The following is a 15,387-nucleotide window of genomic DNA, read 5'->3' as shown; positions in this document are numbered from 1 at the left end:
AGGGGTGCAAGCTCCGAAACGAAGCCCAGGTAAACGGCGGCCGTAACTATAACGGTCCTAAGGTAGCGAAATTCCTTGTCGGGTAAGTTCCGACCTGCACGAATGGCGTAACGACTTCCCCACTGTCTCCAGGAGATGCTCAGCGAAATTGAATTCTCCGTGAAGATGCGGAGTACCCGCGGTTAGACGGAAAGACCCCGTGCACCTTTACTGCAGCTTCAGAGTGGCATTAGGAAAGAACTGTGTAGCATAGGTGGGAGGCTTTGAAGCACCGGCGCCAGCTGGTGTGGAGCCATAGGTGAAATACCACCCTGTTGTTTTCTGATGTCTAACCTCGATCCATGAAACTGGATCAGGGACCCTCTGTGGCGGGTAGTTTGACTGGGGCGGTCGCCTCCTAAAGAGTAACGGAGGCGCGCGATGGTAGGCTCAGGACGGTTGGAAACCGTCTGCGAGAGTGCAATGGCATAAGCCTGCCTGACTGCGAGACTGACGAGTCGAGCAGAGACGAAAGTCGGTCATAGTGATCCGGTGGTCCCGAGTGGAAGGGCCATCGCTCAACGGATAAAAGGTACGCCGGGGATAACAGGCTGATGATTCCCAAGAGCTCATATCGACGGAATCGTTTGGCACCTCGATGTCGGCTCATCACATCCTGGGGCTGGAGCAGGTCCCAAGGGTTTGGCTGTTCGCCAATTAAAGTGGTACGTGAGCTGGGTTCAGAACGTCGTGAGACAGTTTGGTCCCTATCTGCCGTGGGCGTCGAAATTTGAGAGGAGTTGACCCTAGTACGAGAGGACCGGGTTGAACATACCTCTGGTGTACCTGTCGTGGCGCCAGCCGCGCAGCAGGGTAGCTATGTATGGACGGGATAACCGCTGAAAGCATCTAAGCGGGAAGCCTCCCTCAAGATAAGATTTCTTAGAGCCGTGGAAGACCACCACGTTGATAGATCGGATGTAGAAGTGCGGTAACGCATGGAGCTAACCGATACTAATTGCTCTATTCGCGCTTGAAGAGTCCCACCATCAACGACAATCCTGAACGGATTGCCGGTGATGTGGATGATATGAATAACAGCCATTATGCACGGGCATCGATTGAACCCCTATCCGACCTACGCCGGCTTCATTGCTTGGTGACCATGGCGTCAGTGCCCCACCCGATCCCATCTCGAACTCGGCCGTGAAACCTGACAGCGCCGATGGTACTGTGGCTCAAGCCCCGGAAGAGTAGGACGTCGCCAGGCATTGCAGCCGGCGTAAGGTCGAAGAGGAACCCATTCATAATGGTCGGGCGGCGTTGGCCGCCCTTTGCCGTTTCTGCGGTCCCGGATTCCGGGATCGGCGATTGGTTGACGCGGGATGGAGCAGCCCGGTAGCTCGTCAGGCTCATAACCTGAAGGTCGTAGGTTCAAATCCTACTCCCGCAACCATAGAAAGCCCACTAGGCTACGAGCTTAGTGGGCTTTTTTGCTGTTCGGAGCGGGCGGCATTCCGACCATTCCAAATTCGGAATCCCGACTTTTGCTTTGTTCCACGCTTCGATTGCGCGCGGCCGGAGTTGACGGTTACTGCTAAAATCGTCGGTAGCGCCATCGGGCAATACCAGGTCGACCGGAAAATCTTCTTCATCGCGGTTTTCATATTCGCGGACAGAGCGGGTGAGCACAACCAAGCGGAGCGCTTCAGCGTAACCGGTGTTTTCAGGCCACGTCGAACCAGGGCATGAGATCGCCGACGCTTTGGATGGGATGACCGTTGGCAAGGCTGGTGAGCGTGTCGGTCAGCCACGCGTGGGGGTTGATGGCGCCCAGCTTGCAGCATTCGATGAGGGTCGCGATGACGGCCCAGTTATCTCCGCCCTCGTCGGAGCCGGCAAACAGGGCGTTTTTGCGATTGAGAGCCAGCGGCCTGATCGACCGTTCGACGGTATTGGAGTCGAGGTCGATGCGTCCATCGTCGAGGAATCGCACGAGGCCGTCCCAGCGGGTGAGTGCATAGCGGATCGCCTCGCCAAGCTTGCTTTTGGCGCTGACCGGCGGCCGCGGGCGACAAGATACTGGTGAAGATCGTCGACGATGGCGCGGCTGCGCTCGGCCCGGACGGCGCGGCGCCGCTCGGCGGATGAACCGCGTACGTCGTCCTCGATGGCATAGAGCAAGGCGATGCGGCGCAGCGCCTCGGTGGAGACCGGCGACGTGTCGGCGAGATCGTAGAACTTGCGGCGCACGTGCGCCCAGCAGAAAGCGAGCCGGATCTGCTGTCGCCGCCGGGCGAGCGCGGTGTAGCCGCCATAGCCGTCGACCTGCAGGATGCCCGCGAAATCGCCAAGATGCGCGTGAGGACGCTCGGCCTTGCGATCCGGAGCATAGACATAGGCGACGATCGGTGGATCGCTGCCGCCCCATGGCCGGTCATCGCGGGCATAGGCCCAGAGTTGCCCGGTCTTGGTCCGCCCGCGCCCGGGATCGAGCACCGGCGCCGTCGTCTCGTCGGCGAACAGCCGCTCGGACCGGCGAAGCTGTTCGAGGATATGGTCACGCAAGGGGCGTAGATACCATGCTGCTCGGCCGACCCAATCGGCCGGGTGGATCGATCGAGCCGGATGCCCTGTCGGGCGTAGATCTGGGCTTGCCGGTAAAGCGGCAGATGATCCGCATACTTGGATACCAGCACTTGGGCGATCAGCGCCTCAGTCGGAATGCCGCCTTCGACGATACGCGGCGGTGCGGGAGCCTGCACGACCGTGCCCTCGCACGCGCGGCAGCCGTAGCGCGGTCGGCGCGTGACCAGGACGCGGAAGGTGGTCGGCACGACATCGAGACGCTCGGCGACATCCTCGCCGATCTGGTGGAGCGCACCGCCGCAGCAGGGGCAGGCCTTATCCTCGATATCCACGACCTGCTCGATCCGTTCGAGATGCGACGGCAGCGAACCGCGGTTGGTCTTGCGCACCCGATCGCTGTGAGGCCTTCCGGCCTTCGCTTCGGCGGCGACCTCGGCCTCGGCGAGCGCCGCCTCGACATCCTCGAGACCCAGTTGCAGCTGATCGGGATCGAGCTGTTCGGAACGGCGGCCGAACCGGTGGCGCCGAAACGCCTCGAGGATCGCCCTCAGACGTTCGACTTCCGCACCGGCACTCTCGAGCTTGCGGGCCTGTTCGAGGACGAGCGCGCGGAGCGCGTCAACATCATCCGGCAGGTCCGCTTCCACGAGCATGGGAGCAGTGAATCAGCGGAAGAACGCCCCGTCAACCAGCAATCTGCGGTGCCTGTGGCCGGCGCCCGCCATGGACGCGGCGCCAGTCCAGTCCCTCCAGAAGAGCCCCGAGCTGCGCGGCCGTGAGGCGCATGACACCGTCCTGGATGCCCGGCCACTTGAAGCCGCCGGACTCCAGCTTCTTGGCCATCAGGCAGAGTCCCGTGCCGTCCCACCAGACCAGCTTGATCCGGTCGCTGCGCTTCGCCCGGAACACATAGATCACGCCCGACCGGGGATCGCCGCCATACTCGGCGGCGACCAGCGCGGCGAGCGCGTCGGGCCCCTTGCGGAAATCCACGGGACGCGTTGCGACCATCACGCGCGCGCCGGCACCGGGGCCGATCATCGCGTGGCCTTGAGTGCTTCGATTACCGCGGCAATCACGCCGACATCGGCGCCTCGGCCGATCCTCACCGCCACGCCGTCGATCTCCAGCTCGACCGCACTTGCCTGGGACGCCGCCGCTTCGCGGAATGCTTGACAGCTGGATGTGGATCGCTCGCGGGCAGCGGATCGATCACAGCAGGGACGAAGGCGGGAGCCGCCGTCGGCAACGTCAGGCCCGGCCTTCCAGGCGCTTGCGCAGATCGCGGCGCCAGTTGAACAACTGCGTGGGGCTCAAGCCATGCCGACGCGCCACCGCACAGACCGTCTCGTGACCCGAAAAGCTCTCCGCAACGATCGAGGCCTTCAACTCTGGCGGCCAATCCCGCCGCTTGCCCCTACCGGTGAAAACCTCGAAGCGCTGAACCCCGCTGGTGCCAGCATCATCATATGGCATCGTCATAGCACCAGCTTCCTACCCCACGATCAGGGCGCGGACACTCGGCGCTGCGCGTCACTCCCGCAAGGTGGGGTCACGCCTCCGCTTACGCTTCAGCCACATTAGTCATAAGATAATTGGCGACAGTGGTCGGCTGCTCCGTAACCGGTGTTTTCAGGCCACGTCGAACCAGGGCATGAGATCGCCGACGCTTTGGATGGGATGACCGTTGGCAAGGCTGGTGAGCGTGTCGGTCAGCCACGCGTGGGGGTTGATGGCGCCCAGCTTGCAGCATTCGATGAGGGTCGCGATGACGGCCCAGTTATCTCCGCCCTCGTCGGAGCCGGCAAACAGGGCGTTTTTGCGATTGAGAGCCAGCGGCCTGATCGACCGTTCGACGGTATTGGAGTCGAGGTCGATGCGTCCATCGTCGAGGAATCGCACGAGGCCGTCCCAGCGGGTGAGTGCATAGCGGATCGCCTCGCCAAGCTTGCTTTTGGCGCTGACCGGCGGCCGCGGGCGACAAGATACTGGTGAAGATCGTCGACGATGGCGCGGCTGCGCTCGGCCCGGACGGCGCGGCGCCGCTCGGCGGATGAACCGCGTACGTCGTCCTCGATGGCATAGAGCAAGGCGATGCGGCGCAGCGCCTCGGTGGAGACCGGCGACGTGTCGGCGAGATCGTAGAACTTGCGGCGCACGTGCGCCCAGCAGAAAGCGAGCCGGATCTGCTGTCGCCGCCGGGCGAGCGCGGTGTAGCCGCCATAGCCGTCGACCTGCAGGATGCCCGCGAAATCGCCAAGATGCGCGTGAGGACGCTCGGCCTTGCGATCCGGAGCATAGACATAGGCGACGATCGGTGGATCGCTGCCGCCCTGATCTGCCCCCTTCTGAGTGGTCCAAAATTGATGATATTTTGGACGACGAAGGAGATACGGAATGCCGAGCAAGAAGCATCGCCCGGAAGAGATTATTGGCAAGCTGCTGCGCGACAATCAAGGTGAGAACAGCGCGACAATCTAGATGAGAAAGGCGGCGGTGTGTCTGTCGGGACGAGGGGCGAAGCCCCGAGGAGCGACAGACACACCGCCGCGAGCGCCTTTTCTTCTGGAAGGGCGCTTTTGGTGATCGTGACCTGTCAGGTGGCGCCTCCTTCTGAAGGGGAGAAGCGGTGCCTGGGAGCCATATCAACGATCATCAGGTGAGATTATATATGAAGATGAGACAGACAGTGTCGCCGCGTTCAGCGGCGGCGTGCGCGGCGTTCAGCACGGCGACGGCCTATCGGCTGGAGCAGGATGCGCAGTTGCCGTCGCAAAAGAAGGCGCCGCGCGGTCGCCGTCGCCCCGATCCGCTGGCGGATATCTTCGATAGCGAGGTTGTACCGCTTCTGGAGAGTGCGCCGGGAATCCGCGCCGTCGCGGTGTTCGAAGAAATGCAGCGTCGTCATCCTGAGCTTCCCGATGGAGTGCGGCGGACGATGGAGCGTCGGATCCGCAGTTGGCGGGCGCTGCAAGGCCCGGATCGCGATGTGATCTTCCGCCGGTGCACGAGCCGGGGCGGATGGGGCTGTCGGATTTTACGGACATGGCCGATCTGGGTGTACGGATCGCGGGGGTCGAGCTCGACCACCGGCTGTATCACTTCCGGCTCGCCTGTTCGGGCTTCGAGCATGCCCATGTGATCCTTGGCGGCGAGAGTTATGTCGCGCTGGCGGAGGGTCTGCAAAATGCGCTGTGGGCGCTGGGCGGGGCGCCGCGTGAACATCGCAGCGACAGCCTGTCGGCGGCGTTCCGCAATCTGGATGCATCGGCGCGCGATGATCTGACGCACAGATATGACGCGCTGTGCCGCCATTACCGGATGGAGCCGAGCCGCAACAACCGCGGCGTTGCGCACGAGAATGGCGCGATAGAAAGCGCGCACGGGCATCTGAAGGCGGCAGTGCGTGATGCCCTGCTGATGCGCGGATCGGTCGACTTTGGCGAGCTTGCGGAATATCGACGCTTCATCGACGAGATCGTCGCGCGCAAGAATGCCCGGAGCGCGAAGCGCATCGACGCCGAGCGGGCGGTGCTTCAGTCGCTGCCGGGCATGCGCACCAGCGATTATGAAGAGGTGCTCGTCATGGTCACCTCCTCGGGCGGGTTCACGCTGCGCAAGGTCTTCTACACGGTGCCGTCGCGGCTGATCGGTCACCGGCTGCGGGTACGGCTTTACGACGACCGGCTTGAGCTCTTCCTCGGCGGCACGCCCCTGTTCACTCTGCCGCGCGGTCGCGCCGACCGCAAAGGCAAGCATGATCATGTCGTCGATTATCGCCATGTGATCCATGCGCTGCGGCGTAAGCCGATGGCGTTGCTGAACCTCGTTTACCGTGACCAGCTCTTCCCGCGCGAGGCCTATCGGCGCATGTTCGACCGGCTGATCGAGCGGCTCGCCGATCGGATGGCGTGCCGGACGATGGTCGAGTTGCTCAGCCTTGCACATGAGCGGGCCTGCGAGGCCGAGCTTGCTGGCGTGCTGGAATCCCTGCTGGCGACGCCGCAGGGCATGCCGGACATGGCAGCGCTGCGTGCGCGGTTCGCGCCCGACCCCGCGGCTTTACCCGAGGTTATCGTCGAGCTCGTCCCGCTGAGCGCCTATGAAGCGCTGCTGGCTCCTCGCGCGGAGGAAATGGCATGACCCAGGGCATCGATGCGACCAAGCTCACCCTGATGCTCAATGAGCTGCGGCTTCCGACAATCAAGCAGCTCTGGCCGACGTTCGCCGATCGGTCCGACAAGGAGGGCTGGCCGGCGGCACGGTTCCTCAGCGCCATCACCGAGCATGAGATCGCCGAACGCGGTCGCCGCCGGATGGAGCGGCATCTGGCGGAAGCAAAGCTGTTGCCGGGAAAGACGCTCGATACGTTCGACTTCGACGCGGTGCCGATGATATCGAAGGCGCAGGTCATGGCGATCTGCGCCGGAGACAGCTGGCTCGAAAACGGCGCGAACCTGATCCTGTTCGGCCCGCCCGGCGGGGGCAAATCGCACCTGTCGTCGGCGATCGGACTGGCGCTCATCGAAAAGGGCTGGCGCGTGCTGTTCGTCCGGACCTCCGACCTCGTCCAGAAACTGCAGGTTGCGCGCCGCGAGCTTACGCTCGAAAACGCGATCAATCGGCTCGATCGCTTCGATCTGCTGATCCTGGACGATCTGGCTTACGTCGCCAAGGACCAAGCCGAAACCTCGGTCCTGTTCGAGCTGATCAGCGCGCGATACGAGCGGCGTTCGCTGCTGATTACCGCCAACCAGCCGTTCGGCGAATGGAACCGGGTCTTCCCCGATCCCGCCATGACGCTGGCCGCTGTCGATCGCCTCGTGCACCACGCCACCATCTTCGAAATGAACGTCGAAAGCTATCGGCGGCGCGCCGCGATCGACCGAAAGCAGCACGGCGCAGGTCGGCCCGCAAAGGTCGCGACAATCAAAAATACCGGCCTGTCGCTCCACGACAATCAACCTGCGACATAGGCCTTGCCAGCGACAATTAAACACATCAAAACGGCACCGTCGCGGTCAGCGCTTCTCATCCTGATCGTCGCTAACTTCTCATCCAGATCGTCGCGCTACAGGCAAGCTGCGTGAAGCGGAGGTTGTGCTGGCGCAGGGCGCCACGACCGCCGAGGCGTGCCGTCGGATCGCGATCAGCGAGCAGACCTACTATCGTTGGCGCAAGGAATACGGCGGCCTGAAGACCGATCAGGCGCGCCGGATGAAGGACCTGGAGAAAGAGAATGCGCGGCTTCGCCGTGCGATATCCGACCTGACGCTGGACAAGCTGATCCTGCAGGAAGCTGCCCGGGGAAACTTCTGAGCCCCGCGCGCCGAAGGCGCTGTATCGACCACATCAGAAGGATGATGCCGGTGTCCGAGCGGCGGCTCTGCCGCGTGCTCGGGCAATACCGATCGACACAGCGCAAGGCGCCTCGCGGGGCGGATGACGAAGCCGCTCTCACCGAGGATATCATCGCGCTGGCCCGGCAATATGGTCGCTATGGCTATCGCCGGGTGACGGCGTTGCTGCGCGATGCGGGGTGGCATGTGAACCGCAAGCGGGTCGAGCGCATCTGGCGGCGCGAGGGGCTCAAGGTGCCGCAAAGGCAGCCGAAGCGCGGGCGGCTGTGGCTGAACGACGGATCGTGCATCCGGCTCCGGCCGGAATATCCCGGGCATGTCTGGTCCTACGACTTCGTCGAAGGGCGGACCCACGATGGTCGCAAATATCGGATCCTGTCGATCATCGACGAGGCGAGCCGGGAGTGCCGGCGCTGCCGGTCGCGCGCAAGCTCAGGAGCGATGACGTGCTGGCGGCACTCTCCGAGCTGTTCGTCACGCGTGGGCCGCCGGCGCATATCAGGTCGGACAACGTCCTATGTTGGGAAGGCGCAGCGGGAAAATGCCAGCAGGTCTCGTTGCGCCGAGTGTGATCGGCGCTGATGATTTTATGATCCAGATGGCTTCCATCGTCAAGGAAGGCGCTCTCGGCCATAGCAAACACAGGATCCATCGATCATCGGGATCGTGGTCCTCACCGTCCTTAAGATGAGATACGCATGCCAGATGGAAGGCCCGAACATTATCTACAGGGTCGCCGTAGCGCCCTCACGGCACAGCAGAGAGGGGTCCTTCCATCTGGTGTCCGCCCGTTCGACGAACGGGCGGTACTCGGTTCCCGTCTTGATGACGGCGTGCACGACGCGCGCCATCTTGGCGGTGAGAGCGGTCATCGCCTTGCGGCGGCGATCGGGGTCGTCGGCATGGCCATCGACATAGCGGGAGAGCTTGTCACGGAAGCTGTTGTTGGGTTGTCGGATCGCGACCTGCGTGGCCATCCAGAAGGTGCGTCGCAGCCGGGCATTGCCGTACTTTGATAGCTTCGTCCGCCCCCGAAATATCCCTGACTGGTAGGTAGCGAGGTCGAGGCCGCAGAACTTGAGGAACTGGCGATGGTGGCTGAACCGGCGCAGATCGCCGGCCTCGGCCAGGATCGTCAGGGCGTTGATCGGACCGATACCGGGGATCATGCGCAGGAGCTGATAATCGCTGTTCGTCGCCAGCGCGTCATGGGCGATCCGTTCGATCTCGTTACGCTGCTGAATCAGGGTGCGCGCCTGGGCGATGACCATGCGGAACATGGCGACCGCCGTGGAATCTTCGTCGATCGGCAGCGCGATCGATGCACAGGCGGTCTCGTAAATATCGTTGACCACCCGGGCCTTGGAGACCTTGCGACCGATCAGCGGCCAAGCCTGTTCGGTGAACGCCTCGCGTCCGATCGAGGTGATGCTGCCCGGCGTCGGGAAGCGTTCGATCAACGCCAGGAACCAGTCGGACCGGCTGTTGCCGGCGAAACGCTCGATCTCCGGAAAATACAGTGGCAGATAATGCGTGAGGATCCGATGCCAGGTCTGGGTCTTCGCCTTCGATATGGCTTCATGCGTCTTCGACATCTCCTGCAGATCGTTGATCCCTGCCGCCAGCGGATCGACATAGCGCTGGGTCGCGCCGATCTTCAGCATGTGCAGGATGACTTGCGCGTCCTTGGAATCATTCTTGTCCCAGCCATTGTGCAGCGCTTCGCGTGTCCGGGCCAAGGCGACCGACGAAATCAGGCGCAGTTCGCACCCGGCGGACAGCAATCGATGCGCCAACGTGCGGTGATAGTTGCCGGTTGCTTCAAAGCCGACGATCACGGGCCTACCGATGGCCGTCAGATCGTCCGCCAGCCGGTCATAGTCCGCCTTCGTCGCCATGACGGTCATACGGCGTCGGCGGCCGCCCTCCGGTCGTTCGAGGAGAACCTCCTGGCGGTGCTTCGACATATCGATGGCTACCAGGACGGCGTCGGGTGGCGTAGAATACAGCTTGGTCATGATCGGTCAGCCTCCAAAGAGTTGTGTCGACAACATCTCTTTAGAGACCTGCTGGCCGGTCATGACTGCCTTGATGAAGCCGGCGGGCGCTACGCGCCCTTGTCTCCATCAAGGCATCGCGGCCCTTCGAAAGGCTGCTTCCCAATGTGCTATGGTCCGGAGTTTATCGCGACGGCGGTGCAGCAATGGCTCGCCCAGATCGGCGTAAAGACGCTCTACATCACGCCCGGATCGCCATGGGAGAATGGCTATTGCGAAAGCTTCAACGGGTCGCTGCGCGATGAACTGCTCAACGGCGAAATCTTCTACTCGCTCGCCGAGGCTCGTATCCTGATCGAGGCGTGGAGGCGTCATTACAACACCGTCCGGCCGCACAGCTCGCTGGGATATCGACCACCGGCGCCAGAGGCTGTTCCATCGCCAGTGTCGCCCTCCGGTTCCGCTTCGCTCCACCTACGGCCAACACTGGCGATGGAGGCGTCAATGCACTAACAATCCGATCGGACCACTCGGTGGGGGCCGGTCAAATAAACCTGAACGGTTTTTGTCCGCGTAATTGCGGTCCTGGGCATCCCTATGCCCGGGGAAGTCGCGACCCGACTCACCCCCCCTCCGTTAGGGCCAATTTAATACGGGAGTTAATTTTTATGTGAACCCCCAAAATGACCCGTCGCCCAGAATCGCGAGGCGGTAAATGTAAGGAAACTCTGGGAAAGCCGGGAATGATGGGGGTCTTGAGGGTTAACCGCCGGACCGGTCGCGATGCCCGGCAGGCAAGCCGTCCTGTTATGGAACAGGCTGCATCCGAATCTTAACCGGATTTCTGCTCTGCGGAGCGTCGACACGAGCTGCATCCACGCCGGACCGCGCCAAGCTTGCGGCGGATCGCGGCAACGATCGCTGACGAGTGCGCGTTTCGCTCGGTACGGCCTATCCGGCCGGATTCTGGCGGTTGGGCGACCAGGCCGAAATGAAAGGCATCATGTCCTCGTCCGTTCCCCCCGTCTTCCCGCCCGCCGCCATCCCGTCATCCGCCTCCCGCTCCGTTCGCGGGTCGTCGGCGGATGTCGGAGAGGGCGTTTCCCGGCGGGCCGTTAACCCCTCGGCAACGCCTCGCTGCGAAGATCGCGCGCCTATGGTCATTCACGGAACGATGATGGAACCGCCCGCCGGCTCCGCCCGACAGCGCGCGGACCGCCTGCGGCTCAACCTGACGGTCGAGGGCGGTACGACAGGGCAGGGCGGGACCGCCGTGACCGTGCACAATCTGTCGGTGACCGGCGCGCTGATCGAAACCGCCGCCGACCTGCTGCTGGGCCAGGATTTCACCATTGTGCTGCCCGAGGCGGGCGAGGTGGTCGCCTCGGTCGTGTGGCAGAGCGAGCGGCTGTTCGGTTGCCGCTTCCGCCAGCCGCTGCCGCGCGCCGTGCTGAGCGCCGCGCGCCTACGCAATCCCCTGCCGTCCGATGTCGATCCGGCCGACGGGGGCGAGGCTGTGGCTGCCGACGCCGCCGAGCCGCTGGGCATGCGCCTGCGCCGCCTGCGCGAGGCGCGCGGGATGAGCCTTGCGGGCCTTGCCAGGGCGGCCGGGCTCAGCAAGCCGAGCGTCTGGGCGTGGGAAAAGGGCACCACCGTGCCGCGCCGGAAAAGCCTGCACGCGCTCGCGACCGCGCTGCGCGTTTCCGAACAGGAGATCGTCGGCGATGCCGCCATGGTCGGCCTGCGGGCATCGGCGCAGGCGGCCAGCCGCCGAGCCGCGGCCGAGGACATGGACATGCTGAAGGCCGAGATCGCCACCGCGCGCCAGCGCATCGCGCGCGCGGCGGGGGTCGATGCTGCCTCCATCCGCATCCTGATCGAACTTTAGGGGAAAGCTTCAACTCCCTCCGTCGGAAGCCGCGCTCTCCTCGCGCCGCAGGCGGCGCGCCGTGCGCTCGTGCCGGACCGCCGCTTCGCGGAGCCGCCGCGCGAGGAAGGGATCGCTGCTCGCGTCGGCCTTCAGCCGCGCGACGCGCGCCAGTTGCTCATGATAGATGGCGTCGCGAATCGGTTCCACGCCGCCTCGATACCACGGGAATCCTCAGGCCTTCGCATCGCCACGCGACGGAGCTGTCGCCTTTTGGGACAGGGCGTGCGCGCCGATGCCCATGCTTTCGGGGCCCCAGGCGCGACAGAAGGTGTCGAGCGCGCCCTCGATCTCGGCCGCCACCCGCGCCCGGTCGCAGCGCCGCGCCTCGGGAAGGTTGAGCACCGCGAACTGATAGGAGCCGCTCTGGCACAGGCCCGTGAAATGCTGGACCGCGCGCAGCGGATCGCCGCGCCTGAGCTCGCCCCGCTCCATCTTCTCGCCGATCCACACCGCGAGCCGCGCCTTGCCGCGCCGCGGCCCGCGCTCATAGAAAGCCTCGGCCAGATGCGGGAAACGCCGCGCCTCGCCGACCACGAGCTGATAGAGCGACAGCAGCGGATCGGTCATCAGCGTCGGGACCAGGATATTGGCGAAGCGGCGCAGCACCGCGACGACATCCTCGTCGACCGGCAGGTCGATGTGCAGCATCTCGCCATATTGGCGGACGATATCGTCGACCACCGCTTCGAACAATTCCTCCTTCGACGGGAAATAGGTCCAGAGCGTCGTCTTCGACCCGCCCACTTTGCTCGCGATCGACGACATGGTCGTGCCGGCATAGCCGTGGGCGAAAAAGGCTTCGCGCGCCGTATCGACGAACGCCTGGCGGCGCTTCTCGCTCGCGTCGTCGGCGGGTCCCGTACTGGCTGGTATCATTTCGATTGACAATTCGACTCCTCCCATTATGGACGCACGATACCAGCTAGTATCGTTGGACGCCATGCCCCGTTTCCTTGTTACGACAACGGCCCTTTTCGGCCTGCTCGCCGGCTGCGCGGCGCCCGACCTGGGGCCGCGGCCACAGGTCGCCGCCGCCGACTCGCTCGCGTCGGGCGCCAGTCTGGCCGACGCGCACGGCGAATGGCCGGTCGAAGGCTGGTGGCGCGCGTGGGGCGACGCGCAGCTCGACACGCTGATCGCCGAAGGGCTCGCCGGATCGCCCGACCTTGCCGCCGCCGCGGCGCGGGTGCGCGCCGCCGACGCGCTGGCGCGGCAGGCGGGAGCGGCGCTGCTGCCGCGCCTCGGCGCCGAAGGCAGCGCCGGTGGCGTGAAGCAGAGCCGGACGATGGGCATTCCGCCGCAGTTCGTCCCCGACGGCATTCAGGACACCGGCCACGTCGCTGCGACCTTGTCCTTCGACCTCGACCTGTGGGGCCGGAACCGCGCCGCACTGGCGGCGGCGACCTCCGAAGCCGAGGCGGCGCGCGTCGATGCGGCGCAGGCGCGGCTGATGCTGACCACCGGCATCGCGGCGGCCTATGCCGACCTCGCCGCCCATCACGAAGCGCTCGACGTCGCGCGCGAAGCCCTGCGCGTGCGCACCGCGAGCGCGGCGCTGTCGGCTGACCGCGCGCGCGCCGGGCTCGACAACCAGGCGAGCGCGCGCCAGGCCGAAAGCCGTGCCGCCTCCGCGCGCGGCGACATCGCGGCGATCGAGGAAGCGATCGCGCTCACCCGGCATCGGCTCGCGGCGCTCGTCGGCGCGGGGCCCGATCGCGGGATGAGCATCGCGCGTCCGACGCTCGCCGCGCCCGCGACGGGGCTTCCCGCCGACGCCGGGATCGCGCTCGTCGGCCGCCGGCCCGACATCGTCGCGGCGCGGCTGCGCGCCGAAGCCGCGGCGAAGCGCATCGACGTCGCGCGCGCCGACTATTATCCCAATATCAGCCTGTCGGCGCTGGTCGGTTTCCAGTCGCTGGGGCTCGCGAACCTGTTCGACGCGGGGTCGAAATATGGCAATGGCGGCGCGGCGATCAGCCTGCCGATCTTCGACGGCGGGCGCATCGAGGGGCGGTATCGCGGCGCGCGCGCGGATTATGACGCAGCGGTGGCCGGCTATGATCGCACCCTGATCGATGCGCTGCGCGATATCGCCGACCTCGCTGCCAGCCGCACGGCGACCGAGCGCCAGCTTGCCGAGCGCCGCGCGGCGCTGCAGGCGGCGGCCGACGCGGCGCGGCTGGCCGGACTGCGCTATCGTGCCGGTCTGTCGAACCAGCTCGCCCAACTGACCGCCGAGGACGACATGGTCGCGCTCAGCCGCGCGGTCGCGGACCTGGAAGCGCGTGAGCGCGCGCTCGACGTCGCGCTGATCCGCGCGCTCGGCGGCGGCTATCGCGCCGTCCATCCAACAGGAGAATGACGATGGCCGACGACACGGCTACCCCCGACGCGCCCGAAACCGCCGAGGCGCAGGCGGCGCGGCTCGGCAAGCGCCGGAAACTGCTGCGCATCCTGCTGATCGTCGTGGCGACGATCGCGGCGGCGTGGGGCATCTGGTATTTTCTGACGCAGGCGGGGCGTGTCTCGACCGACAATGCCTATGTCGGCGCCGACAGCGCCACCGTCACCGCGCTTGTCTCGGGCCCGGTCAAGGCGGTGCGCGTCAGCGGCACGCAGGCGGTGAAAAAGGGCGATATCCTCGTCATCCTCGACGATGCCGACCAACGGCTGGCGGTCGCCGATGCCGAAGCGGCGCTGCGGCAGGCGCGCCAGCGCTACGGGCAGGCCGATGCGACTGCCGATGCGGCGCGCGCGCGCGTCGCGGCGCGCGGGGCCGAGATTTCGCAGGCACAGGCGCGGCTGCGCGACGCCGATGCGACGGTCGAGCGCGCGCGCGCCGAACTGGCGCGGCGCGAGAGCATCGCCGGGACCGGCGCCGTGTCGGGCGAGGAACTGACAGCGGCGCGCGCGGCGCTCAAGCAGGCGCAGGCGGCGCGCGACCTCGCCGCGGCGGGCGTGACCTCGGCGCAGGCGACGCGCGGCTCGGCGAGCGGCGATCTCGGCGCGGCCGAAGCCGTGGTGCGCGGCACGACGATCGACACCGCCCCCGACGTCGCGGCGGCGCAGGCGCGGCTCGACAAGGCGCGGCTCGACCTCGAACGCACGGTGATCCGCGCGCCGGTCGACGGCATCGTCACCAACAGGCAGGTGCAGGTCGGCCAGCGGATCGCCGCGGGCGCGCCGATCATGGTCGTGGTCCCGATCGACACTGCCTATGTCGACGCCAATTTCAAGGAAAGCCAGTTCCGGCGCATCCGCATCGGCCAGCCGGTCGAGCTGACCTCCGACTATTATGGCGGCGACGTCGTCTATCGCGGCAAGGTGGTCGGCATCGCGGGCGGCACCGGCGCGGCCTTTTCGCTGATCCCGGCGCAGAATGCGACGGGCAACTGGGTGAAGGTGGTACAGCGCCTGCCGGTGCGCATCGCGCTCGACCCCGCGCAGCTGCGCAAGCACCCGCTGCGCGTCGGCCTGTCGATGGAAGCGACGATCGACACGCGCGGGGACGATTGATGCTCACGACGCCGGC

9 protein-coding genes, 1 tRNA gene, 2 rRNA genes and 6 pseudogenes (1 of these 18 only partly in view) are annotated in these 15,387 nt (G+C 65.4%); 10 read left to right on the top strand and 8 right to left on the bottom strand.

Annotation, left to right across the window (positions count from 1 at the left end):
- The 3 genes from AC2S9W_RS00940 to AC2S9W_RS00930 form a co-directional block, all read left to right on the top strand.
- Positions 1 to 1,017: ribosomal RNA gene (locus AC2S9W_RS00940) — 23S ribosomal RNA — on the top strand (it extends 1,776 nt beyond the left edge of the window).
- Positions 1,018 to 1,134: 117 nt separating this feature from the next.
- Positions 1,135 to 1,249, top strand: a 5S ribosomal RNA gene (rrf, locus tag AC2S9W_RS00935).
- 109 nt (positions 1,250 to 1,358) lie between these two features.
- A tRNA-Met gene (locus tag AC2S9W_RS00930) sits at positions 1,359 to 1,435 on the top strand.
- 16 nt (positions 1,436 to 1,451) lie between these two features.
- Here the strand turns inward: AC2S9W_RS00930 and AC2S9W_RS00925 are convergent.
- From AC2S9W_RS00925 to tnpC (AC2S9W_RS00905), 5 genes and pseudogenes are all read right to left on the bottom strand, one after another.
- Positions 1,452 to 1,646 (bottom strand): hypothetical protein, encoded by a 195-nt coding sequence (locus tag AC2S9W_RS00925; RefSeq protein ID WP_486571496.1) that lies wholly within the window; start codon positions 1,644 to 1,646, stop codon positions 1,452 to 1,454.
- A 59-nt stretch (positions 1,647 to 1,705) separates the two neighbouring features.
- Positions 1,706 to 3,221: pseudogene (tnpC, locus tag AC2S9W_RS00920) on the bottom strand (IS66 family transposase).
- A 31-nt stretch (positions 3,222 to 3,252) separates the two neighbouring features.
- Positions 3,253 to 3,609 carry an IS66 family insertion sequence element accessory protein TnpB gene (gene tnpB / locus AC2S9W_RS00915; RefSeq protein ID WP_486570932.1) on the bottom strand — a complete coding sequence of 119 codons (357 nt, stop codon included), beginning with the start codon at positions 3,607 to 3,609 and terminating at the stop codon, positions 3,253 to 3,255.
- A gap of 210 nt (positions 3,610 to 3,819) precedes the next feature.
- The gene (locus tag AC2S9W_RS00910) at positions 3,820 to 4,050 is read right to left on the bottom strand and encodes a transposase (protein WP_486570931.1); all 231 of its coding nucleotides are present in this window, start codon (positions 4,048 to 4,050) and stop codon (positions 3,820 to 3,822) included.
- Between the two features lie 150 nt (positions 4,051 to 4,200).
- Positions 4,201 to 4,901 (bottom strand): annotated as a pseudogene (gene tnpC, locus AC2S9W_RS00905) (IS66 family transposase); the annotation flags it as partial.
- 296 nt (positions 4,902 to 5,197) lie between these two features.
- On the opposite strand from tnpC (AC2S9W_RS00905), the pseudogene istA reads away from it, so the two are divergent.
- The 3 genes and pseudogenes from istA to AC2S9W_RS00890 form a co-directional block, all read left to right on the top strand.
- Positions 5,198 to 6,711, top strand: a pseudogene (gene istA / locus AC2S9W_RS00900) (IS21 family transposase).
- Positions 6,708 to 7,544, top strand: a complete 837-nt coding sequence (gene istB / locus AC2S9W_RS00895; protein WP_067182650.1) for an IS21-like element helper ATPase IstB — start codon at positions 6,708 to 6,710, stop codon at positions 7,542 to 7,544. Before istA ends, istB begins: the two are co-directional and overlap by 4 nt.
- A 106-nt stretch (positions 7,545 to 7,650) precedes the next feature.
- Positions 7,651 to 8,440, top strand: a pseudogene (locus AC2S9W_RS00890) (IS3 family transposase); the annotation flags it as partial.
- A gap of 209 nt (positions 8,441 to 8,649) precedes the next feature.
- Here AC2S9W_RS00890 and AC2S9W_RS00885 read toward each other — a convergent pair.
- Positions 8,650 to 9,946 (bottom strand): annotated as a pseudogene (locus AC2S9W_RS00885) (IS110 family RNA-guided transposase).
- 153 nt (positions 9,947 to 10,099) lie between these two features.
- On the opposite strand from AC2S9W_RS00885, the pseudogene AC2S9W_RS00880 reads away from it, so the two are divergent.
- A pseudogene (locus tag AC2S9W_RS00880) lies at positions 10,100 to 10,438 on the top strand (integrase core domain-containing protein); the annotation flags it as partial.
- A 661-nt stretch (positions 10,439 to 11,099) separates the two neighbouring features.
- Complete coding sequence (locus AC2S9W_RS00875; RefSeq protein ID WP_172709678.1) at positions 11,100 to 11,813, top strand: helix-turn-helix domain-containing protein; 714 nt, start codon at positions 11,100 to 11,102, stop codon at positions 11,811 to 11,813.
- Between the two features lie 9 nt (positions 11,814 to 11,822).
- Here the strand turns inward: AC2S9W_RS00875 and AC2S9W_RS00870 are convergent, their stop codons facing one another.
- A complete protein-coding gene (locus AC2S9W_RS00870) occupies positions 11,823 to 12,002 on the bottom strand; it encodes a hypothetical protein (protein ID WP_067186115.1) in 180 nt (59 codons plus the stop codon).
- A gap of 24 nt (positions 12,003 to 12,026) precedes the next feature.
- On the bottom strand, positions 12,027 to 12,731 hold the full coding sequence (locus AC2S9W_RS00865; RefSeq protein WP_486571495.1) for a TetR/AcrR family transcriptional regulator: 705 nt from the start codon (positions 12,729 to 12,731) through the stop codon (positions 12,027 to 12,029).
- A 64-nt stretch (positions 12,732 to 12,795) separates the two neighbouring features.
- Between AC2S9W_RS00865 and AC2S9W_RS00860 the strand changes: the two genes are divergently transcribed.
- Complete coding sequence (locus tag AC2S9W_RS00860) at positions 12,796 to 14,217, top strand: efflux transporter outer membrane subunit (protein ID WP_067186113.1); 1,422 nt, start codon at positions 12,796 to 12,798, stop codon at positions 14,215 to 14,217.
- Positions 14,214 to 15,371, top strand: a complete 1,158-nt coding sequence (locus tag AC2S9W_RS00855; RefSeq protein WP_067186111.1) for an HlyD family secretion protein — start codon at positions 14,214 to 14,216, stop codon at positions 15,369 to 15,371. The genes AC2S9W_RS00860 and AC2S9W_RS00855 overlap by 4 nt, the downstream gene beginning before the upstream one ends.
- Positions 15,372 to 15,387: the final 16 nt, after the last annotated feature.

The sequence above is a fragment of the Sphingopyxis sp. 550B genome (assembly GCF_057401805.1).
The sequence above is the reverse complement of the archived record's forward strand: the minus strand, read 5'-3'. Positions and strand labels throughout refer to the sequence as shown.